Raw genomic sequence first — 18355 nt, 5'->3', positions numbered from 1 at the left:
ACCCTAGACGTCACAGGGCGCTGCGCCGTGCCGCCAGGGCCATGGCGCCGACCGCGATCACGGTGACGGCCACCAGGGCGACCGTGGCGTCGCCGATCCCGAGCCACGGTTCCCGGATCGCCTGGTTGGCCAGCGACAGCGGCAGCCGCTCGGAGATCTCCCGCAGCGCATCCGACATCACCGCCGGCGGTGGGCCGCCGACACCGAGCAGGAAGGAGGGGAAGAACAGCAGCAGCCCGACGGCCTGTGCCGCCCGCGCCGAGGGCAGCATCGTCCCGAGCAGCACCCCGATGCTGGCGAACGCCACGGAGGCAACGACCACGCCGGCCACGACCCGCACCGGGTCCTCGACGCTCGGGATGCCGTAGACCGGTGCGGCGACGGCCAGCAGGAGCGCACCCGAGATCGCGATCGCGGTGAGGCCGACCATGAGCTGGGCCAACGCGAACGACCACCGTGGGAACCCCGACGCCGCGAACCGGCGCAGCACTCCTCGCTCCCGGTAGGTGGCGATGTGCACCGGCAGCATGATCAGTCCGGTCGCCCCGATCACCACGGTGAAGTAGGAAGCGACGTACCAGTGCGACGGGTTCACCGGGAAGGCGTCGTCGGGCTGGGTCCCGAACGAGCCGCCGATGATCAGCATGGAGACGATCGGGAACACCAGCACGAAGGTCAGGGCGAACGGCTCGCGGCTGAGCAGCCGGAGCTCGGTGGTGACGAGTCGGCGGGTGGCCGAGCGGTGCTTGGGCGCGGGCCCGGCGGTGGAGCGCGGATCGGCGCCGGCAGTGTCCGGCTGGATGGGGACGAACGTGCTCATGATGCGACCTTCCTGGTCTCGGGGAGATCGGTGGACTGGTCGAGCAGGGTCAGCAGCGCCGACTCGAGATCGGGGATGTCGACCCGGAGATCGACCGGCACGGGGTGTCCGCTCGCGACGAGCCAGGCCCCCACGTGGGCGATGGCCTCGCGCGCGCCCTCGATCGCGACCTGGTCGCGCTCCTGGCTCACCCGGTGTACGCCGGGAAGTCGATCGAGCTCGCCGCGGATCGCCGAACCCCCGGCACCCGGAAGGCCGAAGCGGACCGTGACTCCAGGGGCGTGGCGGGCGACCAGCTCGGCGGGCGTGCCCTGGTCGAGCACCCGCCCCTGCCGCATGGCGACGACACGCTCGCACAGTGCCTCCGCCTCGTCGAGCTCGTGCGTCACGAGCATGACGGTGGTGCCCTCGTCACGCAGCTGCGCAACGGCGGACCACACCTCACGCCGTGCGGCGGGGTCCAGGCCCTGGGTGAGCTCGTCGAGGATGACCAGGCGCGGCCGGTTGAGCAGCGCGAGCACGAGGAACAACCGCTGCCGCTCTCCCCCGCTCAGCCCCGCGAACGGGGAGCGACGCAGCCGCCCGAGGCCGAACTGCTCGAGCAGCCGGTCCCGGTCCTGGGCGTGCGGGCCGGCGAACAGGTCCACCGCCTCGGTGACCCGCAGCCGGTCGGGCAACCCAGAGCTCTGCAGCTGGCTGCCCACCTGCAGGCGCAGGCGATCGGCCTGCTTGACCGGGTCCAGGCCGAGGACCCGGATCACCCCGGAGTCGGGCGTCCGCAGGCCCTGCAGGCACTCGACGGTGGTGGTCTTGCCGGCACCGTTGGCGCCGATGAGACCGACGATCTCACCAGCCCCCACGTGCAGGTCGAGATTGTCGACGACGACTCGTCCGCCGTACGACTTGGTCAGTCCGCGCACGGTGACGACCGGCCCAGAGATGTGCTCGGTGGCGTGGCGCATGGGTGTTGGTTGCATGCCCCCATTCCATGTCGCGGGGACCCTCGGCACATCGGCCCGGAGGCAGAACCCGACCTCTGCCCCCGGGCAGAGGTCCCTGGAGACTGTAAGCAGTGCAGACGAACCCGACCAGGTCCCTGGACCGGCCCTGCGACGGCCACGCGACGGCCACGCCATGACCGTGGTGACCTTCGGCGCAGTCAGGTAGGTGCGCCCCAGGGCGATCCGCTGGAGCACCTGGGTGTGGTCGCGCAGATCCTCGCCCAGGCCGAACAGGTCCCGCCGGCCACGGCCTCGCGGGCGCAGCTGTGGCGGCGTACGGCGAAACCGTCGTCCGCCTCCTGTAGACCAAGATGGTCGGGCAGCTAACGCAGCCACAAGGTGGGTGCCGACACGGGTGTCTAAGGCGCGATGGCGGTAGCCGTTGCGCTGTGCGGCGCGGCCCGGGTTGGGCCGTCTCCATTCCGCGCCAACGACAGCGTCGGCAGCGTTCTCCTCGATGAGGTGTCAGGCAGTCAGCGCGGGCAGGTCATCAGCTCCGATCTCGGGTTCGGTCACTACGCGGGACTTGACCGGCGTCAGCTCGGCCCGCAACCTCTTCGGGGGCGTCCGGCGTATCGAGCAGGGCGGCTCGCCCGGGCTCGGCAAGCGACGCTAGACCCGCACTGGATCACCCGACGCGGGGTCACGATGCGACTATCGATGCGACGGTTCAGCGCTCAACGCATCAGTCAGGGATGTCGTGTGACCGGCTGGCAGGACGGGCGCCTCCACTCAGCCGACCAGCGGGAGGATGCATGACGTCGGGCCTTGAGCGCCATGCGACTATCCATGCGGCTATACGCTACAAATTCGAATGCGCCCCTATGCCTCTGAACGCCCGCTGAGGACGCCGACGGCCCACCTGACCTGCGCTAACGTGTAGGTCAACGCACCTGGAAGTACCCCAGAGCACCCGGCGTGCCGTCCATGTTGGACTGCACGAGCGCGCCGACCGTGACGGTGCGTCCCGCGAGCTCGACCAGGCGAGACGAGGTGCCGATCCCTCCCTTGTAGCCGAGCGCCGTCGTGCCCGTCCCGGCTCCGACGCACCCCTCGACGACGCGCCCACCGTGCGCCGACCCGAGAGCCTCCTCGACCTGCTCGGCGCCGACCGCGCGGGCGCGGACATCGGAGAGGTGGCCGTCGTTCGTCTCGCCGACGACAGGGTTGAGCGTGGCGACGTCCTCGTAGCCGGGACACGCCAGGACGTGGGCGACCAGCGCGTCGGCCACCCGGAACACCGAGAGCGTGCTGGTGAGCAGCACCGGCGTCTCGAGCGCCCCGAGCTCGAGCAGCTGGGTGGCCCCGACGAGCTTGCCGAACCCGTTGCCCACCGACAGCCCGGCGGGCAGCCGGCGACGCGACGGCCCGAGCGCGTCCGGCACGATCGCGGTCACCCCGGTCCGCAGGTCCCCGCGGGCGATCGTCGCGTGCCCGACGCGCACGCCCTCGACGTCGGTGATCGCTCCGTACCGGCCCCGTGGATGGGGGCCGAGGGTGAGCGGCAGCTCGTCGACGCGCACGATGTGGACGCTACCGCGTCAGAGCACGAATCGACGCGGCCGCGTCAGAGCGACGCGACGTCGAGGTCGAGCGTCGTACGGTCGCCCGAGGCGACGAGGTCGAGGCGCGGCCCGACCGTGGGCAGCTCGTAGGTGAAGAAGTAGCGGGCCGCGGCACGCTTCCCCTCGTAGAACACGTTCTGCCCATCACCGGCCGCGAGCAGCTGCTCCAGCCAGATCCAGGCCACGACGACGTGACCCGCCGCCTCCAGGTAGGCCGACGCGTTCGCCAACGCCACCGCAGCGTCGCCCTGGGCCCAGGCGGTGCGCGTCACCTCGACCAGCCGCCCGAGCACCGGCTCCAGGGCGTCGGCGTACGAGGCGGCGTCTCCTCCCGCCTTGCGGGCCTGGGCAACCGACGCGCCGATCGTCGCCGCGAGCAGAGCGAGGCCCGCGCCGCCGTCGGCGACGACCTTGCGGCCGAGCAGGTCGAGCGCCTGGATGCCGTGGGTCCCCTCGTGAATCGGGTTGAGCCGGTTGTCGCGATAGAGCTGCTCCACCGGGTAGTCGCGGGTGTATCCGTAGCCCCCGTGCACCTGGATCGCGAGATCGTTGGCCGCGAGGCACCACTGCGACGGCCAGGACTTGGCGATGGGGGTCAGAACCTCCAGCAGCGTGTGCGCGCGTGCCCGCGCCTCGGCGTCGGGCCCGGTCGCCTCCTCGTCGACGAGCCGGGCGCAGTAGAGGACGAGGGCGAGTCCGCCCTCGACGTACGCCTTCGACGCAAGGAGCATGCGGCGGACGTCGGCGTGCTCGATGATCGGCACCGGCGGCGCGAGCGCGTCCTTGGCGCCGACCGGGCGCCCCTGGGTCCGCGTCTTCGCGTAGTCGAGCGCATGGAGGTAGCCCGTGTAGCCGAGCGCGACCGCACCAGCGCCGACACCGATCCGGGCCGCGTTCATCATGTGGAACATGGCGGCGAGGCCGCGGTGCTCCTCGCCCACGAGGAAGCCGATCGCCCCCGCCTGCCCGCCTGGCTCGGCGAAGCCCTCGCCGAAGTTCAGCAGCGTGTTGGTCGTGCCGCGGAAGCCCATCTTGTGGTTGAGGCCGACCAGCGCGACGTCGTTGCGCTCGCCAGCCTCGCCCGCCGCGTCCGGAAGGTGCTTCGGGACGATGAAGAGGGAGATACCGCGGACGCCGGGCGGCGCCCCGGGTGTCTTGGCGAGGACCAGGTGCACGATGTTCTCGCCGAGCTCGTGGTCACCACCCGAGATCCACATCTTGGTCCCGGTGACCCGGTAGGAACCGTCGTCCTGCGGCACCGCACGGGTGGTGATGTCGGTGAGCGAGGAGCCGGCCTGCGGCTCCGACAGGCACATCGTCCCGTACCAGCGGCCCTCGATCACCGGCTTCGCGTACGTCTCGATCTGCTCGGGCGTGCCGTAGGTCAGGATCAGGTGCGCGTTGCCCGCCGCGAGCGAGGGGTAGGAGTGGACGCCGACGCTCGCCGCCTGGAACCACATCGCCGACGCCCGCTGGAGGGTGAAGGGCAGCTGGAGACCACCGTGCTCGGCGTCGAAGGCCAGGCCCGGGAACCCGGCGGCGTTGTACGCCGAGAGGGCCTCCGCCACGCCGGGAAGCATCTCGACGTGGCCGTCCGCGCCGACGCTGGGCTCCTCGATGTCGAGAGCGCGGCTGAGCGGGGCGAACTTCTCCGTCGCGATCGTCTCCGACAGCGCGAGAACCGCGTCGAACGTGTCGCGGTCGTGCTCGGCGTACCGCTCTCGAGACGTGAGCTCTTCGACGTCGAGCCACTCGTGCAGGAGGAACTCGAGGTCGCGCCGCGAGAGGATCCGGGAATCGGCCATGCGGCTGATACTAAGCGCTCGCTTAGTCAGCGTGTGAGCCCGGTCTCAGGCGGACGCTCTCCTGTCGGTGCCGACGGCTAGGTTGCTGATCACGACCCAGGAGCGCGAGGTGCTATGTACGCCGTGATCGACACCGAGACGACCGGGCTCAGTCCGGCGTTCCACCACCGCGTGGCCGAGGTCGCCGTCGTCCTCGTCGATGCCGACGGCCGGGTCGAGCACGAGTGGTCCACTCTGGTCAACCCCGAGCGAGACCTCGGACCCCAGCGCATCCACGGCATCCGTGCCGTCGACGCCGTGCGCGCACCGCGGTTCTCCGAGGTCGCCGCGCACCTGGTGTCGCTCCTCCGCGGCCGCACGCTCGTCGCCCACAACCTCCCGTTCGACCTGACGTTCCTCGTGGCGGAGTTCGACCGGATGGGGCTCGTCTTTCCCGTGGCTCACGACGCCGGACTGTGCACGATGACCCTGAGTGCCGACCTTCTCCCGGGCACGGGACGCTCGCTCGGAGACTGCTGCGCTGCGGCGGGGGTCCCTCTCGACGGATGGCACGCCGCCGCGGCCGACACCCGCGCGACCGCCGCGCTGCTCGCCCACTACCTCCGTCGCGTCGGGACACCACCTCCCTGGCACGACGTCGTCGACCGGGCGCGCGACGTCGCGTGGCCCGAGATCGCACCGCGGCGGTTCCGCGCGGTGCCGCGCCCCGACGATGCCTCGGCCGCGCGCCCGACCGGCTTCATGGCCGGCCTCGTCGGCGACCTCCCGCGAGACTCGGCGTCGGACCTCGCCGACCCGTACCTCGCGGTGCTCGACCGAGCGCTGACGGACCACGAGCTGGCGGCCGACGCCCCGGCCATGCTGGCGGCGGTCTCTCGCTCGCTCGGTCTGGGAGCCTCGGATGTCACTCGCATGCACCGCGACTACCTCCGTGCTCTCGCCCGGCTCGCCACCCGCGACCGGACCTGCACCGACGCTGAACGACGAGAGCTCGAGCGCGTCGCCGACGCTCTCGGCCTCGACGGGTCCGACCTCGACGCTGCCCTGGCCGGCGCGGCCGTGCCGATGATCGTCGCCCCGTTCGCGCTCCCGCGCAGCGCCCGGGTGGTCTTCACCGGTGAGATGTCCGAGCCGCACGACGCCTGGGCCCGGCGCGCCACGGCGGCCGGGTTGCAGGTCCTCGACGGCGTCACGACCGAGGTCGACGTGGTGGTGGCCGCCGACTCGTGCACGATGTCGGTCAAGGCCAAGAAGGCACGCGGATACGGCATCCCGGTGATCACCGTGGAGGAGTTCGCACGCCACCTCGACCGCTGACCCTCGGCGCACCCGGACACCGGGGGTTAGGCTGCACCATCGGCTTCGAGGAGGACGTCCGATGGCAGAGCACAATGAGATCGTGAGCACGGTCGTGCGCGAGCTCAGCAGCATCCGGGGCCTGGAGCCGTCGATCGAGAAGGTGACGCAGTCCGCCCGACTCCTCTTCGACGCCGACCAGGCGGGGGTCACGCTCATCCGTTCGCGCGGCGAGCTCGAGACCGTCGGGCCGACGCACGAGATCGTGACCGAGCTGGACTCGCTGCAGTACGCGCTCGGCCAGGGTCCGTGCGTCGATGCGGTCACCGAGCAGCACGTCGTCATCGCCAACGATCTCGACTCCGACCCGCGCTGGCCGGAGTGGGGTCCACGGGCATGCAGCGTCGGCATCCAGAGCATCGTGGCGGCCGACCTCCAGGCCGACGGCAGGAGGATCGGCGCTCTCAACCTGTACGGTTCTCGCACCAACCAGTTCAAGGACACCGACGCCGCACTGCTGCTGTCGTTCTCGGCCCACGCGTCCGCGGCGCTCGCCGCCGCCCGCACGATCGAGTCGCTGAGCGCCGCGCTCGACACGCGCACCGTCATCGGCCAGGCGGAGGGCATCATCATGGAGCGGTTCGGTGTCGACCCGGTGACGGCGTTCGCGATCCTCAAGCGCTACTCCCAGGATTCCAACACGCGTCTGCGCGAGATCGCCGAGCAGATCGTCGAGCGACGAGAGCTGCCGAGCAGCTAGTCGCACACCGGACGGGGGCATCATGATCCAGAACTTCCGCGAGTACCTCGAGGACCTGGTCGTCGCGGGCTACACGGTCAGGCACGACGGCCATGGCTCGGACCCGGATCTCATCGATCCCGGCGGCCACCCGATCGAGACCTGGCGCGAGGACTACCCATACACGACACGGATGGACCGCGACCACTACGAGGCGGAGAAGTACCGCCTGCAGGTCGAGCTCCTCAAGTTCCAATACTGGGCCCAGGACAGCGGCACCAAGCACGTCATCCTCTTCGAGGGCCGTGACGCCGCCGGCAAGGGCGGCACCATCAAGCGCTTCACCGAGCACCTCAACCCCCGCAGTGCACGTGTGGTCGCCCTCACCCGACCGACGGAGACCGAGCGTGGCCAGTGGTACTTCCAGCGCTACGTCGAGCGGTTGCCGACCTCCGGCGAGATCGTCATGTTCGACCGCTCCTGGTACAACCGGGCGGGGGTCGAGAAGGTCATGGGCTTCTGCACCGACGTCGAGTACGAGCGCTTCATGCGCCAGGCGCCGCTCTTCGAGCAGATGCTGATCGACAGCGGGGTGTCGCTCACCAAGCTGTGGTTCTCGGTGACCCAGCACGAGCAGCGGACGCGCTTCGCCATCCGCCAGATCGACCCCGTACGCCGGTGGAAGCTGTCCCCGATGGACATCGAGTCGCTCGACCGGTGGGACGACTACAGCGACGCGAAGGAGGCGATGATGCGGCACACCGACACCGACGTCTCCCCCTGGACCGCGATCAAGAGCAACGACAAGAAGCGCGGTCGCATCAACGCCATGCGCTTCTTCCTGAGCCAGTTCGACTACGAGGACAAGGACACCGCGGTCGTCGGCTATCCGGACCCCAAGCTCGTCCGTCGCGGCAAGGAGTCGGTCGGCGACTGAGCGCCGGGGGCTCCTGCCGGGCAGATCTCTTGCGACCGCCCGTGGACGTCACGATGAGGCCTCGTCCGTACCGGAAGCCGCCGGAAATGCACTCGCCAAGATTTCCTGTGCCCATTCGTCTGAGTACTCGTCCGTAAGCGAGTCGATCAGATCGCGAGCTTCGCTCTCCCGTCCAGTTTCGACGAGCAGTCTCACAAGATCGTCAGCCGCCTCCAGAGCGTCCAGACACAGTCACGCAGCGCTGCCTCGGCGAGTGCATCGTTGCCCAGCATTCGTTGCGCCAAGGCATACCCGCGCGCACCTCGCACGTTCCCGTCCAACGCGAGGTCGAGGAAGATTTCCGCTGCGAGCTCGGGATCCTCGGACAGTGTGAGATGGCCAAGAAATGATCTTCCGCCTCATCTTCGTCCCCGGCATGAGCAGCGACCACGCCCAGAAGCCTGTGGGTCGGCACTGAGACACCCCGCTCTAGCGCGTCGCCCAGATGTCGGCGGAGACGTCATCCGCACTTCGAGGAGCACCTCACCGTTTGCTCGCCGCGCCGTCTGCGTCAGCCTTCCGCGACGAAGACTGGCTTGTTCCCGGTGAGATCACGAAGACGCTCTAACCATTCGTCCGTGGAGCATCGTTCCAACTCCCCGGTGCCGATGACGACAGCAGACCACGCCGCTCGTTCGAGGCCTTGCGCCTCCACGGAGAACCACGAGCCTCCCGACTCGGCGTACCGCAGGAACACCTCACCCAACCCAACTGGATCTCCGTTGTCTATCCCTACCCCCACCAGCGGAGGAGCACCACCTTCGAACGCCTCTCGGTCAACGACGGAGTAGTCGGTTCTCGCGATAACTGAGATCTGGGTCGACGACTCCGCGGGATCAAACATGTCGATTCCGGGCGCGTGAAATTCGTCCTCATCCTCGGCGGCGAAGGGAGGAACAGTATTGGCATAATCCGATAGCGCATCCGAGTACCCCTCAATGGCATGGACAAGCGGGTCGTCGAAAGAGAAGGCCTCGCGAGTTTCCGAGCTTGACGTGAGGTTCGACATCGACTCGGTGTACTCGAGGATCGCGCGCGCCAACTTCTCACCCGACCTGACAAACGCGTCGCGCTCTTCAACAGTCCACATACCACTTCCCTGCTTTCCCTTATTTCATTGCGTGCAGCGACATCCGAGACGAGTCCGGGGAACGAGGACGAACAACGTTCGCACAAGTTATCCCGGAGGCGCACCGCGTCCCGGCGTTCGCCAACATGGTTCGAGCCTCAGTGCCGAGTCGAGTCAACCCGGCGAAGGGCTGCCCGTCCGGTCGCGCTCGTTCGCGTCACGGCAGCGCCTCATCATGACGACGTCTCGAACGTGGGCCCTTCCAGAAGGTAGGAATCGCCTTCCACTGCGAGCCGCAAGCCGTGCCTAGTCCGACCGCGAATCGGCCGTATCGCGCACCATTCACCTTCACCATCGAAATAGGAAACAGAGAGGCGCACCATGAGGCGGAATACTTCGTCCCACGAATCCACGCAGTCATCGATCTCGATGAGACCGAATCCACCCTCGATCGCAAGCTCGAACAGGCCGGCTCCCGAGAGCTCGATGAAGGCCATCTCCCTCCGGAGAGGCTCGACCGGGGCTTGCTTGCGGCTCATCGTGAGGGCTAGGCCACGCCTCCGTCTCTCGGATTCCACGATGAGGGGCCGATCACCAACTATGGCGCGAGCAGTGGCCCGAGCGATCTCCGGATCGAGGAGTTGAGCACCATACTTCGTCAATGTCGTCCGCCCTGGGATGCGATACGTCGTGGAGCAGCCGTGCCTACTGCGCCGTTGTCGCGGCGGGGGCCCATCAACCACAGGCCGCCGACGATGCCGACATCTTGGCAGGGTCTTGCAAGGGGTCGATCAGTGGTCTGCTCTAGTGGTTGAGACCTCAGAGCGGGTCCACCCACGGATGGAGCTCGAGCGGCTGAGCGACGATTCCGAGCAGACGGACCGCATCCGCCGTGAGCCCCGGAGGAGGACTCAGGTCAGACGGACTCCAGCGTTCGGGCCCGTTGACGTCAAACTCGTCCAGCTCAACTGTGTTCCCCGCTGACAGCGCCACGAGGGCAGCCGCTGCGACCGCAACCAGCACCTCGCCGCGGTCAGCGCCTTTGGGATCCTCCAGAACCACGTCGAGAGCAGACTCGAGAAGCCCGATGGTTTCGCCCTTCTCAGCGGCATCGTCCATCTCGAAACAGAAGTCCGCGACCTCGTCACTGCCGAAGATCACAGTGGCCCCTACACCCATCCGCGGCAACCCCGCGACAGGCGATGAGTCAACACGCAGCCAACGAAGCGCCCCCGTGACACGTTCAAGGAGATCGGGCCGACCTTCCAGCACCTCAAGGTGCGCCAGTCGAGGTGCCGAGACACCTGTAACAACGACATCTGCCCGTCCAGTCAGTTCGGTGAGATTTGTGAGCCCCGAAAGATCGACCGGACCCGCAGACTCGAGCTCCTGGTCAAGTTGAAGGAGCTCGAACTGACGAAACTCGTCGAGCATTGACAGGTCGACGCCAGACCCGCCCCTCAGGACCAGATCGCGCAGTGTCCGGGCGAGCGGAAGGAGCGGTTCGAGCGATGTTGCCCCCCAGGGCAGCTCGAGAATCAACCCCCAACCGCGAGACGAAATCTCCTTCAGCTCTTCCGGGCTCAGCCACCGCTGCCCAGCATCGAAACGCGGCCAGACCGGGTGGGACAGATACGCCTGTCTCATGAGACTGCCACCTCAGCCGAGATCAATTGACCGGATCAATATGCAATAGCGGACGCAGGGAAGAGCGATCAGGGTCCCGACGGCCGCCCCCGGTGCCGCCGTGTCACGGTCGCCGTCGTCGAGGGCGCCCTCGCGGGTCGGCTGCACGAGACCCGCTGACGAATCCGCGCCTCCCCCACAACAGATCGCTGGTCGGGGCCTGATCTTCGCAACGAATGCGGCCCACTGGCGGAACGCTTGTCGACATACCTTCGAGTCACCGATGACACGGAGGTACTCGATGACGATCACCACCCGCGCTCCGCTGCCCTCGCCGGCGGAGCACGCGGTCAGCTCGACGACGGCCGGCGAGGCCATCCCTCGCCGGTTTCTCATGTGCCGACCAGAGCACTTCGACGTGACCTATGCGATCAACCCGTGGATGGATCCCACCAAGCCGGTCGACACCGACCTGGCGGTGGCCCAGTGGGAGGTGCTGCGCGCCACCTACGAGAGCCTCGGCCACCGCGTCGAGCTGATCCAGCCGGTGGAGGGACTCCCGGACATGGTGTACGCGGCCAACGGCGGGGTGGTCTACGACGGCAAGGCCATGGCGGCCAGCTTCACGTTCGCCGAGCGTCAGCCGGAGGGTGCGGCCTATCACGCATGGTTCGACGAGGCCGGGCTCCGACCGACCATCCAGGCGGCCTCGCAGAACGAGGGTGAGGGCGACTTCCTCGTCGTCGGACGCCTGATCCTCGCCGGCACCGGCTTCCGTACGTCAGTGGCCGCCCACCACGAGGCCCGTGAGTTCTTCGGCGCACCGGTGATCTCGCTGGAACTGGTCGACGCCCGGTTCTATCACCTCGACACGGCCCTCGCGGCGATCGACGACCAGACGATCGCCTACTACCCGCCCGCCTTCAGCCCCGCGAGCAACGCGATCCTGCGTCAGCTGTTCCCCGACGCCATCGTCGCGACCACGGCCGACGCCGAGGTGCTCGGCCTCAACGCCGTCTCCGACGGCTACAACGTGGTCCTGACCGACAAGGCCGTGCACCTGCACGAGCGCCTGCGGGAGAGGGGCTTCAACCCGATCGGCGTCGACCTGAGCGAGCTGCTCAAGGGCGGCGGAAGCGTGAAGTGCTGCACCTTGGAGGTACGCGCATGACCACCGTCTCGTTCGTCGACGTCCCCGGCATGCGCCGCTGGATCGCCGAGCAGGGCGCCGAGCAGATCATCGGCGACATGGTGACGGCACTGGAGGGCGACTTCCGCCGCTGGCCGCAGTTCGACAAGTCGCCCCGCCACGCCGTTCACACCCGCGAGGGCGTGATGGAGCTGATGCCGACCAGCGACGGCGACGAGTACGGCTTCAAGTACGTCAACGGGCACCCGAAGAACCCCCTGCGGGGCTTCCAGACCGTCACCGCCTTCGGTGTGCTCGCACAGGTCGACAATGGATACCCGACGTTCATCGCCGAGATGACGCTGCTCACGGCCCTCCGGACGGCGGCCACGTCGGCGATGGCGGCGCGCTGGCTCGCCCGTCGCGACGCCTCCACGATGGCGATGATCGGGACGGGGTCGCAGGCGGAGTTCCAGGCGCTCGGGTTCCGGGCGGCCCTGGGCATCGACCGGCTCAGGATCTGGGACACCGACTCGGCCGCGATGCAGAAGCTCGTCCGCAACCTCGAGCCGCTCGGCTTCGAGGTGACCGTCGCGAGCAGCGCCGCCGACGCCGTCCTCGGCGCCGACGTGATCACCACGTGCACCGCTGACAAGACCAACGCGACCGTGCTCCGCGACGCCGATGTGGCCCCCGGGGTCCACATCAACGCGATCGGCGGTGACTGCCCGGGCAAGACCGAGCTCGACCAGGCCATCCTCGAACGCGCGTCGGTGTTCGTGGAGTATCCGGAGCAGACCCGTGTCGAGGGTGAGATCCAGGCCTTCGGTCCTGAGTTCCCGGTCACCGAGCTGTGGACGGTCGTCGCCGGAGAGGCCCTGGGTCGTACGTCGGCCGACGAGATCACCGTCTTCGACTCCGTCGGCTTTGCGATCGAGGACTTCACCGCGCTGCGCTTCGTCCGCGATGCCGTCCGCGGCACCTCGTACGAGGCGGCGCTCGACCTCGTCGCCGAGCCGAGCGATCCCAAGGACCTCTTCGCGATGGTGACGCCGGCGCAGGTGCGCGAGCCGGTCGCCGCCGTGCACTGAGGCGACGGTGGCGTCAGCGCGGCGACTCGGCGGCGTACGCGAGGGCACGCCGGCACGAGGCGATGCCAGGACTCGACGCCGCCGAGAGCCGCGCGGACGTGAAGATCGAGCGTTGCGGGTCGTCCGGGAGGGGGCACAGCCGCGCCGGTGCGGGCAGCCCCTTCCAGAGGATGTCGGGGAGCAGGGCGACCGCGTGACCGGACTGCACCAGCCGCAGGTGCGCCTGGAGATCGGCGGTCTCGAACCGTACGTCGGGCTCGAAGCCCGCACGTCGGCACGCCTGCTCGGCCCAGTGCCGCGACGCCGCTCCGACGGGCTCCATCACCCACGGCACGTGCGCCGCGTCCTCGATGCGCTCGATCCGGCGGTGCTCGGCAGCATCGGGCGAGACGGCGAGCCAGAGCGTGTCGGTCGTGAGCGGCAGCCGGTCGAGGCCCGGATGACGCGGTGCAGCGTGGTGCGGGTACTCCTCGGCGACGACCAGGTCGAAGTCACGTGCCCAGGTCTCCGCGAGAGCGGTCTCGGGCTCCCGCTGGACGACCGTGACGCGGAGATCGGAGTGCTCGGCGTCCAGCCACGTGAGGGCCGCGGGAAGCAGGGCGAGCGCCGCGGACTGGAAGACGGCCACCCGCACCGAACCGGACGGGCGCTCGAGGGAGGCCGCGACATCGGACTCCGCCCGCTCCAGCCGCGCGAGCATCGCCTCGGTGTGCTCGACGAGGATCTCGGCCTGCGGCGTCAGGCGCACGCCGCGACCGGACTTGAAGAGCAGCGGGACGCCGACCTCGCGCTCGAGCTGGGTCAGCTGCTGGGAGACCGACGAAGGGCTCTGGTGCAGCGCCTCGGCGACGCGGGCGAGGGTCCCGCGCAGGGCCAGCTCCCGGAGGAGACGGAGCCGCCGAACCTCGAGCACGACGCCCGCCTTTCATCAGAGATCTTGACGGATCATCATCAAGAATCGTCACTTTACCTAACGACACCCCGAGCGCACACTGAACACGACACGCTCGACGACCCTGGGACGGCGAAACCTCATGACCTCGACCACTGAGACTGACGCTCTCGCCACCGACCTCTCCGACGAGGTCGAGTCCCTCGTACGGCAGTGGCTGGACACCGCGAGGGACATCCCGGCCGACCGGTCCGCCGAGCAGCTCGCGGCCGTGCTGAAGGACCCCAAGGGCCTGCCGTTCGCCGTCGGCTTCGTCGACGGCGTGATCCGGCCCGAAGACCCTCGCGTGGCCGCGCAGGCCTTCGCCGACCTCGCGGGCGACCTGCCGCGCTTCCTTCCCCTGCACCTGCGCACAGCGGTCAAGGCGGGTGCCGTCGCGGCGCGGGTCGCCCCCGGGCTGGTGATCCCGGTCGTCCGCCGCGTCCTGCGCGCGATGGTCGGCCATCTCGTCGTCGACGCCTCCGACCGCCGGCTCGGCCCGGCCATCTCCCGGATCCGCAGCCGTGGAGTGCGGCTCAACGTGAACCTCCTCGGCGAGGCGGTCCTCGGCGAGCGCGAGGCAGCCCGTCGACTGGACGGGACGCACCGTCTCCTGGCCCGCGACGACGTCGACTACGTGTCGATCAAGGTCTCCTCGACGGTGGCACCGCACTCCCCGTTCGCGTTCGACGAGACGGTCGACCACGTCGTCGAACAGCTCCGTCCCCTCTACCGGCGTGCCGCCGCGGCGTCCCCGCAGAAGTTCATCAACCTCGACATGGAGGAGTACCGTGACCTCGACCTGACGGTCGCCGTCTTCACCCGCCTCCTCGACGAGCCCGAGCTGCTGGACCTCGAGGGCGGGATCGTGCTCCAGGCCTACCTGCCCGACACGCTCGCGACGATGGCGCACCTCCAGGACTGGGCCGCGGCTCGGCGAGCGCGCGGCGGCGCGGGGATCAAGGTCAGGCTCGTCAAGGGAGCGAACCTCCCGATGGAGACCGTCGAGGCGTCCGTACGCGACTGGCCGCTCGCGACCTGGGGCTCCAAGCAGGAGACCGACACGCACTACAAGCGGATCCTCGACTACGCCCTCCACCCCGACCACATCGCGAACGTCCGGCTCGGTGTGGCCGGGCACAACCTGTTCGACATCGCGTTCGCGTGGCTGCTCGCCGGTCGTCGCGGCGTCCGTGACGGCGTCGACTTCGAGATGCTGCTCGGCATGGCCCAGGGCCAGGCCGAGGCCGTCCGCCGTACCGTCGGTGACCTGCTCCTCTACACGCCGGTGGTACGCGCCTCGGAGTTCGACACGGCGATCGCGTACCTGGTGCGGCGCCTCGAGGAGGGCGCGAGCCAGGAGAACTTCATGTCCGCGGTGTTCGACCTGGACAGCGACGAACGGCTCTTCGCGCGCGAGCGGGCGCGGTTCCTCGCCTCGCTCCGGGCGCTCGACGCGACGGTCCCGGAGCCGAACCGCCGTCAGGACCGCCGTACCGACAGCGTCCCCGTACCGCCCGCCGGCTTCGAGAACACCCCTGACACCGACCCCGCACTCCCGGGCAACCGCGAGTGGGCACGCGACATCCTCGACCGTGCCACCACGACCACCCGCGGCGAGGACCTCGTCCGCGACCACACGGTGACGTCGCCGGAGGCACTGGAGAGCATCGTCGCCGCGGCCGTCGGCGCGCAGCCGGCGTGGTCCTCGCTCGGCGGCGACGGACGTGCGGAGGTGCTGCGGCAGGCCGCTGCCGAGCTCGAGCGCCGTCGCGCCGACCTCGTCGAGGTGATGGCGGCCGAGTGCGGCAAGACGATCGACCAGGCAGACCCGGAGGTGTCGGAGGCGATCGACTTCGCCCGGTTCTATGCCGAGTCGGCCGCGATGCTCGACCGTACCGATGGTGCCCGGCCGGTGCCTGTGCGCCTCACCGTCGTCACGCCCCCGTGGAACTTCCCCGTCGCCATCCCCGCGGGGTCGATGCTCGCGGCTCTCGCGTCGGGCTCGTCGGTGGTCGTGAAGCCGGCACCCCAGGCCCAGCGGTGCGGGTCACTGGTCGTCGAGGCGCTGTGGGCCGCCGGGGTCCCCCGTGACGTCCTCCACCTCGCCCACGTCGAGGAGTCCGACCTGGGGCGGCGCCTCGTCTCGGACCCGCGGGTGGACCGGCTCATCCTCACCGGTGCGTACGAGACGGCCGAGCTGTTCCGGACGTTCCGGCCCGACCTGCCGCTGCTCGCCGAGACGAGCGGCAAGAACGCAATCATCGTCACCCCGAGCGCCGACCTCGACCTCGCGGTCAAGGACCTGGTCGCCTCGGCGTTCGGGCACGCCGGACAGAAGTGCTCAGCGGCCTCGCTGGCCATCCTGGTCGGTCCGATCGCCACCTCACGCCGGTTCCGCGACCAGCTCGCCGACGCCGTCCGCTCCCTCAAGGTCGGCTACCCCACCGACGCCACCAGCCAGGTCGGCCCGGTGATCGAGCCGGTCCACGGCAAGCTTCGTGACGCGCTCACCTCGCTCGAGACCGGTGAGTCGTGGCTCGTCGAGCCCCATCAGCTCGACGCCGACCAGCCCGACGGCGGTGGCCGGCTCTGGTCGCCGGGAGTGAAGGTCGGCGTCGCGCCGGGCTCACAGACCCATCTGGTCGAGTTCTTCGGGCCGGTCCTCGGCATCATGACGGCTGCGACGCTCGAGGAGGCGATCGCTCTGCAGAACGCCCCCTCGTACGGCCTCACCGCGGGCATCCACTCGCTCGACCCGCACGAGATCGCCACCTGGGTCGACGGTGTGCAGGCCGGAAACCTCTACGTCAACCGCGGCATCACCGGCGCGATCGTACGGCGACAGCCGTTCGGCGGCTGGAAGCGCTCGGCGGTCGGTGCCGGGACGAAGGCCGGCGGCCCGAGCTACCTCCACGGGCTCGTCGACTGGGAGCCGGCCGAGGCCACGGCGACCGACCCCGTGCTCGACGTGCAGCGGCCGTTCCTCGAGTCGGCCGGCGCCGCGGGTGCCGCTGTGCACGACCTCCGCACGCTCGAGCGTGCGCTGCGCAGCGACGCAGCCGCGTGGCGTACCGAGCTCGGGAGCCCGACCGATGTCACCGGCATCCCGTTCGAGCGCAACGTCCTGCGCCACCTGCCCGTGCCCGTCACCGTGCGCTACGACGGGTCGCGGCCGTTGGTCGAGCTGATCCGTGTCGTCGCCGCGGGCGCCCTGACCGGGTCGACCATCTCGGCCAGCTCCGCTGTGCCGCTGCCGGACGCCGTACGCGCCGCGTTCGGACGTGCACGAGCCTCGGTCGTCGTGGAGCCGGAGGACGCGTGGTTCGCGCGTGCCGCCGAGCTCCCGTCCGGGCGGGTCCGGCTCGTCGGTGGCGACGCGGCAGCCCTGGCACGGGCGACGGGCGGTCGACCGGACCTCGCCGTCTACGGGCACGCGGTGACCGAGGCGGGGCGGGTCGAGCTGCTGCCGTTCCTGCACGAGCAGGCCGTGAGCATGACCGCCCACCGGTTCGGCACGCTCGACGGACTGACGGAGCAGGTGCTGCCGACGGTGTAGGGCGCCCGCGCCACAGTGCGCGGGTACCGTCGAGAGATGCGTCGACTCGTCGTCCTGCTCGCAGGAGGCGCCGGCCTGGTCGTCACCGGGTGCGGTGTTTCCCAGGAGACGCGCACACCGTCGCCACCACAGAGTGCCCCCACTTCGACGACCGAGCGAGCAACGTCGCCTGCGACGCCGCCCGTAGCGCCGACCGAGCCCGTCGAGGCCAGACCTGCGACGCCGGCGAACCCTCCCCGCGACGCCGTCCTCTCGATGCCCGCGATCGGCGTCGACGGTCTCCGTGTCGTCGCGTACCGGGGTCGGACCGACGACGCCGCCGGGACCCGCATCCAGAACCGCGGTCGCGCGGCGAGTCCGCACGGGCCTCGCGGCGGCGCCGGCCCCGGCGGTGTGGGCAACTACCAGGTCACCGCGCACCGGTTGTCGTCGACGCGCGCCTTCCTCGACCTTCCGGACCTGGATCGCGGTGACCGGGTGCACGTGACCGCCGGCGGGACCCGATGGACGTACGAGATCGTCCGCACCCGCTCGACGTCCTTCCGCTCCGCCCGCTCCCTCGCCGAGCAGCGGGCAGCCGTCCCCGGGCAACCCGGTCGTGAGCCGCGCCGTGCTTTCATCACGCTGTCGACCTGCGCGACGCCAGAGGACCACGCGCAGGGCAACTACTGGTCCGACGCCTTCGACAACCCCGAGCACCGCATCGACAAGATCGGCGTGCTCGTCCGCACCTCGGCCTCCTGAGCTC

General features: G+C 69.7%; 15 protein-coding genes. 7 read left to right on the top strand and 8 right to left on the bottom strand.

The annotated features are described in order from the left end of the window. Positions 1–10 precede the first annotated feature (10 nt). The 4 genes from KV102_RS09980 to KV102_RS09965 form a co-directional block, all read right to left on the bottom strand. Positions 11–820 (bottom strand): ABC transporter permease, encoded by an 810-nt coding sequence (locus KV102_RS09980; protein ID WP_220343437.1) that lies wholly within the window; start codon positions 818–820, stop codon positions 11–13. Then, positions 817–1797: an ABC transporter ATP-binding protein gene (locus tag KV102_RS09975; protein WP_166138369.1), complete on the bottom strand. Its 981-nt coding sequence runs from the start codon at positions 1795–1797 to the stop codon at positions 817–819. Before KV102_RS09975 ends, KV102_RS09980 begins: the two co-directional genes overlap by 4 nt. A 908-nt stretch (positions 1798–2705) precedes the next feature. Continuing rightward, positions 2706–3344 carry a P1 family peptidase gene (locus tag KV102_RS09970; protein ID WP_308290288.1) on the bottom strand — a complete coding sequence of 213 codons (639 nt, stop codon included), beginning with the start codon at positions 3342–3344 and terminating at the stop codon, positions 2706–2708. 44 nt (positions 3345–3388) lie between these two features. Then, positions 3389–5191 (bottom strand): acyl-CoA dehydrogenase, encoded by a 1803-nt coding sequence (locus KV102_RS09965; protein ID WP_220346085.1) that lies wholly within the window; start codon positions 5189–5191, stop codon positions 3389–3391. Between the two features lie 114 nt (positions 5192–5305). Between KV102_RS09965 and KV102_RS09960 the strand changes: the two genes are divergently transcribed. The 3 genes from KV102_RS09960 (at position 5306) to ppk2 (ending at position 8163) form a co-directional block, all read left to right on the top strand. Further along, the gene (locus KV102_RS09960; RefSeq protein ID WP_220346084.1) at positions 5306–6508 is read left to right on the top strand and encodes an exonuclease domain-containing protein; all 1203 of its coding nucleotides are present in this window, start codon (positions 5306–5308) and stop codon (positions 6506–6508) included. Positions 6509–6569: 61 nt separating this feature from the next. Then, entirely contained in the window at positions 6570–7247 is a 678-nt protein-coding gene (locus tag KV102_RS09955; protein WP_220346083.1) for a GAF and ANTAR domain-containing protein, read from the top strand. 22 nt (positions 7248–7269) lie between these two features. Further along, positions 7270–8163 carry a polyphosphate kinase 2 gene (gene ppk2 / locus KV102_RS09950; RefSeq protein ID WP_220346082.1) on the top strand — a complete coding sequence of 298 codons (894 nt, stop codon included), beginning with the start codon at positions 7270–7272 and terminating at the stop codon, positions 8161–8163. 550 nt (positions 8164–8713) lie between these two features. Here the strand turns inward: ppk2 and KV102_RS09945 are convergent. From KV102_RS09945 to KV102_RS09935, 3 genes are all read right to left on the bottom strand, one after another. Further along, complete coding sequence (locus KV102_RS09945; protein WP_220346081.1) at positions 8714–9292, bottom strand: hypothetical protein; 579 nt, start codon at positions 9290–9292, stop codon at positions 8714–8716. A gap of 212 nt (positions 9293–9504) precedes the next feature. Continuing rightward, positions 9505–9768 carry a hypothetical protein gene (locus KV102_RS09940; protein ID WP_220343430.1) on the bottom strand — a complete coding sequence of 88 codons (264 nt, stop codon included), beginning with the start codon at positions 9766–9768 and terminating at the stop codon, positions 9505–9507. A gap of 322 nt (positions 9769–10090) precedes the next feature. Further along, positions 10091–10918 (bottom strand): hypothetical protein, encoded by an 828-nt coding sequence (locus tag KV102_RS09935; protein WP_220346080.1) that lies wholly within the window; start codon positions 10916–10918, stop codon positions 10091–10093. A 280-nt stretch (positions 10919–11198) separates the two neighbouring features. Here KV102_RS09935 and ddaH point away from each other — a divergent pair, with 280 nt between their 5' ends. Together ddaH and KV102_RS09925 are read left to right on the top strand one after the other, a co-directional pair. Further along, the gene (gene ddaH, locus KV102_RS09930) at positions 11199–12068 is read left to right on the top strand and encodes a dimethylargininase (protein ID WP_255560598.1); all 870 of its coding nucleotides are present in this window, start codon (positions 11199–11201) and stop codon (positions 12066–12068) included. Beyond that, positions 12065–13117, top strand: a complete 1053-nt coding sequence (locus KV102_RS09925) for an ornithine cyclodeaminase (RefSeq protein WP_220343428.1) — start codon at positions 12065–12067, stop codon at positions 13115–13117. Before ddaH ends, KV102_RS09925 begins: the two co-directional genes overlap by 4 nt. A gap of 13 nt (positions 13118–13130) precedes the next feature. Here the strand turns inward: KV102_RS09925 and KV102_RS09920 are convergent, their stop codons facing one another. After that, a complete protein-coding gene (locus tag KV102_RS09920) occupies positions 13131–14030 on the bottom strand; it encodes a LysR family transcriptional regulator (RefSeq protein ID WP_220346079.1) in 900 nt (299 codons plus the stop codon). A 121-nt stretch (positions 14031–14151) separates the two neighbouring features. Between KV102_RS09920 and KV102_RS09915 the strand changes: the two genes are divergently transcribed. Continuing rightward, the gene (locus KV102_RS09915; protein ID WP_220346078.1) at positions 14152–17607 is read left to right on the top strand and encodes a bifunctional proline dehydrogenase/L-glutamate gamma-semialdehyde dehydrogenase; all 3456 of its coding nucleotides are present in this window, start codon (positions 14152–14154) and stop codon (positions 17605–17607) included. Between the two features lie 36 nt (positions 17608–17643). Beyond that, the gene (locus KV102_RS09910) at positions 17644–18351 is read left to right on the top strand and encodes a sortase domain-bontaining protein (protein ID WP_220346077.1); all 708 of its coding nucleotides are present in this window, start codon (positions 17644–17646) and stop codon (positions 18349–18351) included. The last annotated feature ends 4 nt before the right edge of the window (positions 18352–18355 follow it).

Source organism: Mumia sp. zg.B53 (assembly GCF_019550935.1).
Lineage (GTDB): Bacteria > Actinomycetota > Actinomycetes > Propionibacteriales > Nocardioidaceae > Mumia.
Note: the sequence above shows the minus strand (reverse complement) of the source record. Positions and strands in the feature narration are given on the sequence as shown.

Excerpts from the sequence above, each read along its gene's own strand:
- KV102_RS09980 (WP_220343437.1), bottom strand. The coding sequence starts at position 820 with ATGAGCACGTTCGTCCCCATCCAGCCGGACACTGCCGGCGCCGATCCG.
- KV102_RS09975 (WP_166138369.1), bottom strand. The coding sequence starts at position 1,797 with ATGCAACCAACACCCATGCGCCACGCCACCGAGCACATCTCTGGGCCG.
- KV102_RS09965 (WP_220346085.1), bottom strand. The coding sequence starts at position 5,191 with ATGGCCGATTCCCGGATCCTCTCGCGGCGCGACCTCGAGTTCCTCCTG.
- KV102_RS09960 (WP_220346084.1), top strand. The coding sequence starts at position 5,306 with ATGTACGCCGTGATCGACACCGAGACGACCGGGCTCAGTCCGGCGTTC.
- KV102_RS09955 (WP_220346083.1), top strand. The coding sequence starts at position 6,570 with ATGGCAGAGCACAATGAGATCGTGAGCACGGTCGTGCGCGAGCTCAGC.
- ppk2 (WP_220346082.1), top strand. The coding sequence starts at position 7,270 with ATGATCCAGAACTTCCGCGAGTACCTCGAGGACCTGGTCGTCGCGGGC.
- KV102_RS09945 (WP_220346081.1), bottom strand. The coding sequence starts at position 9,292 with ATGTGGACTGTTGAAGAGCGCGACGCGTTTGTCAGGTCGGGTGAGAAG.
- KV102_RS09940 (WP_220343430.1), bottom strand. The coding sequence starts at position 9,768 with ATGGCCTTCATCGAGCTCTCGGGAGCCGGCCTGTTCGAGCTTGCGATC.
- KV102_RS09935 (WP_220346080.1), bottom strand. The coding sequence starts at position 10,918 with ATGAGACAGGCGTATCTGTCCCACCCGGTCTGGCCGCGTTTCGATGCT.
- ddaH (WP_255560598.1), top strand. The coding sequence starts at position 11,199 with ATGACGATCACCACCCGCGCTCCGCTGCCCTCGCCGGCGGAGCACGCG.
- KV102_RS09925 (WP_220343428.1), top strand. The coding sequence starts at position 12,065 with ATGACCACCGTCTCGTTCGTCGACGTCCCCGGCATGCGCCGCTGGATC.
- KV102_RS09915 (WP_220346078.1), top strand. The coding sequence starts at position 14,152 with ATGACCTCGACCACTGAGACTGACGCTCTCGCCACCGACCTCTCCGAC.
- KV102_RS09910 (WP_220346077.1), top strand. The coding sequence starts at position 17,644 with ATGCGTCGACTCGTCGTCCTGCTCGCAGGAGGCGCCGGCCTGGTCGTC.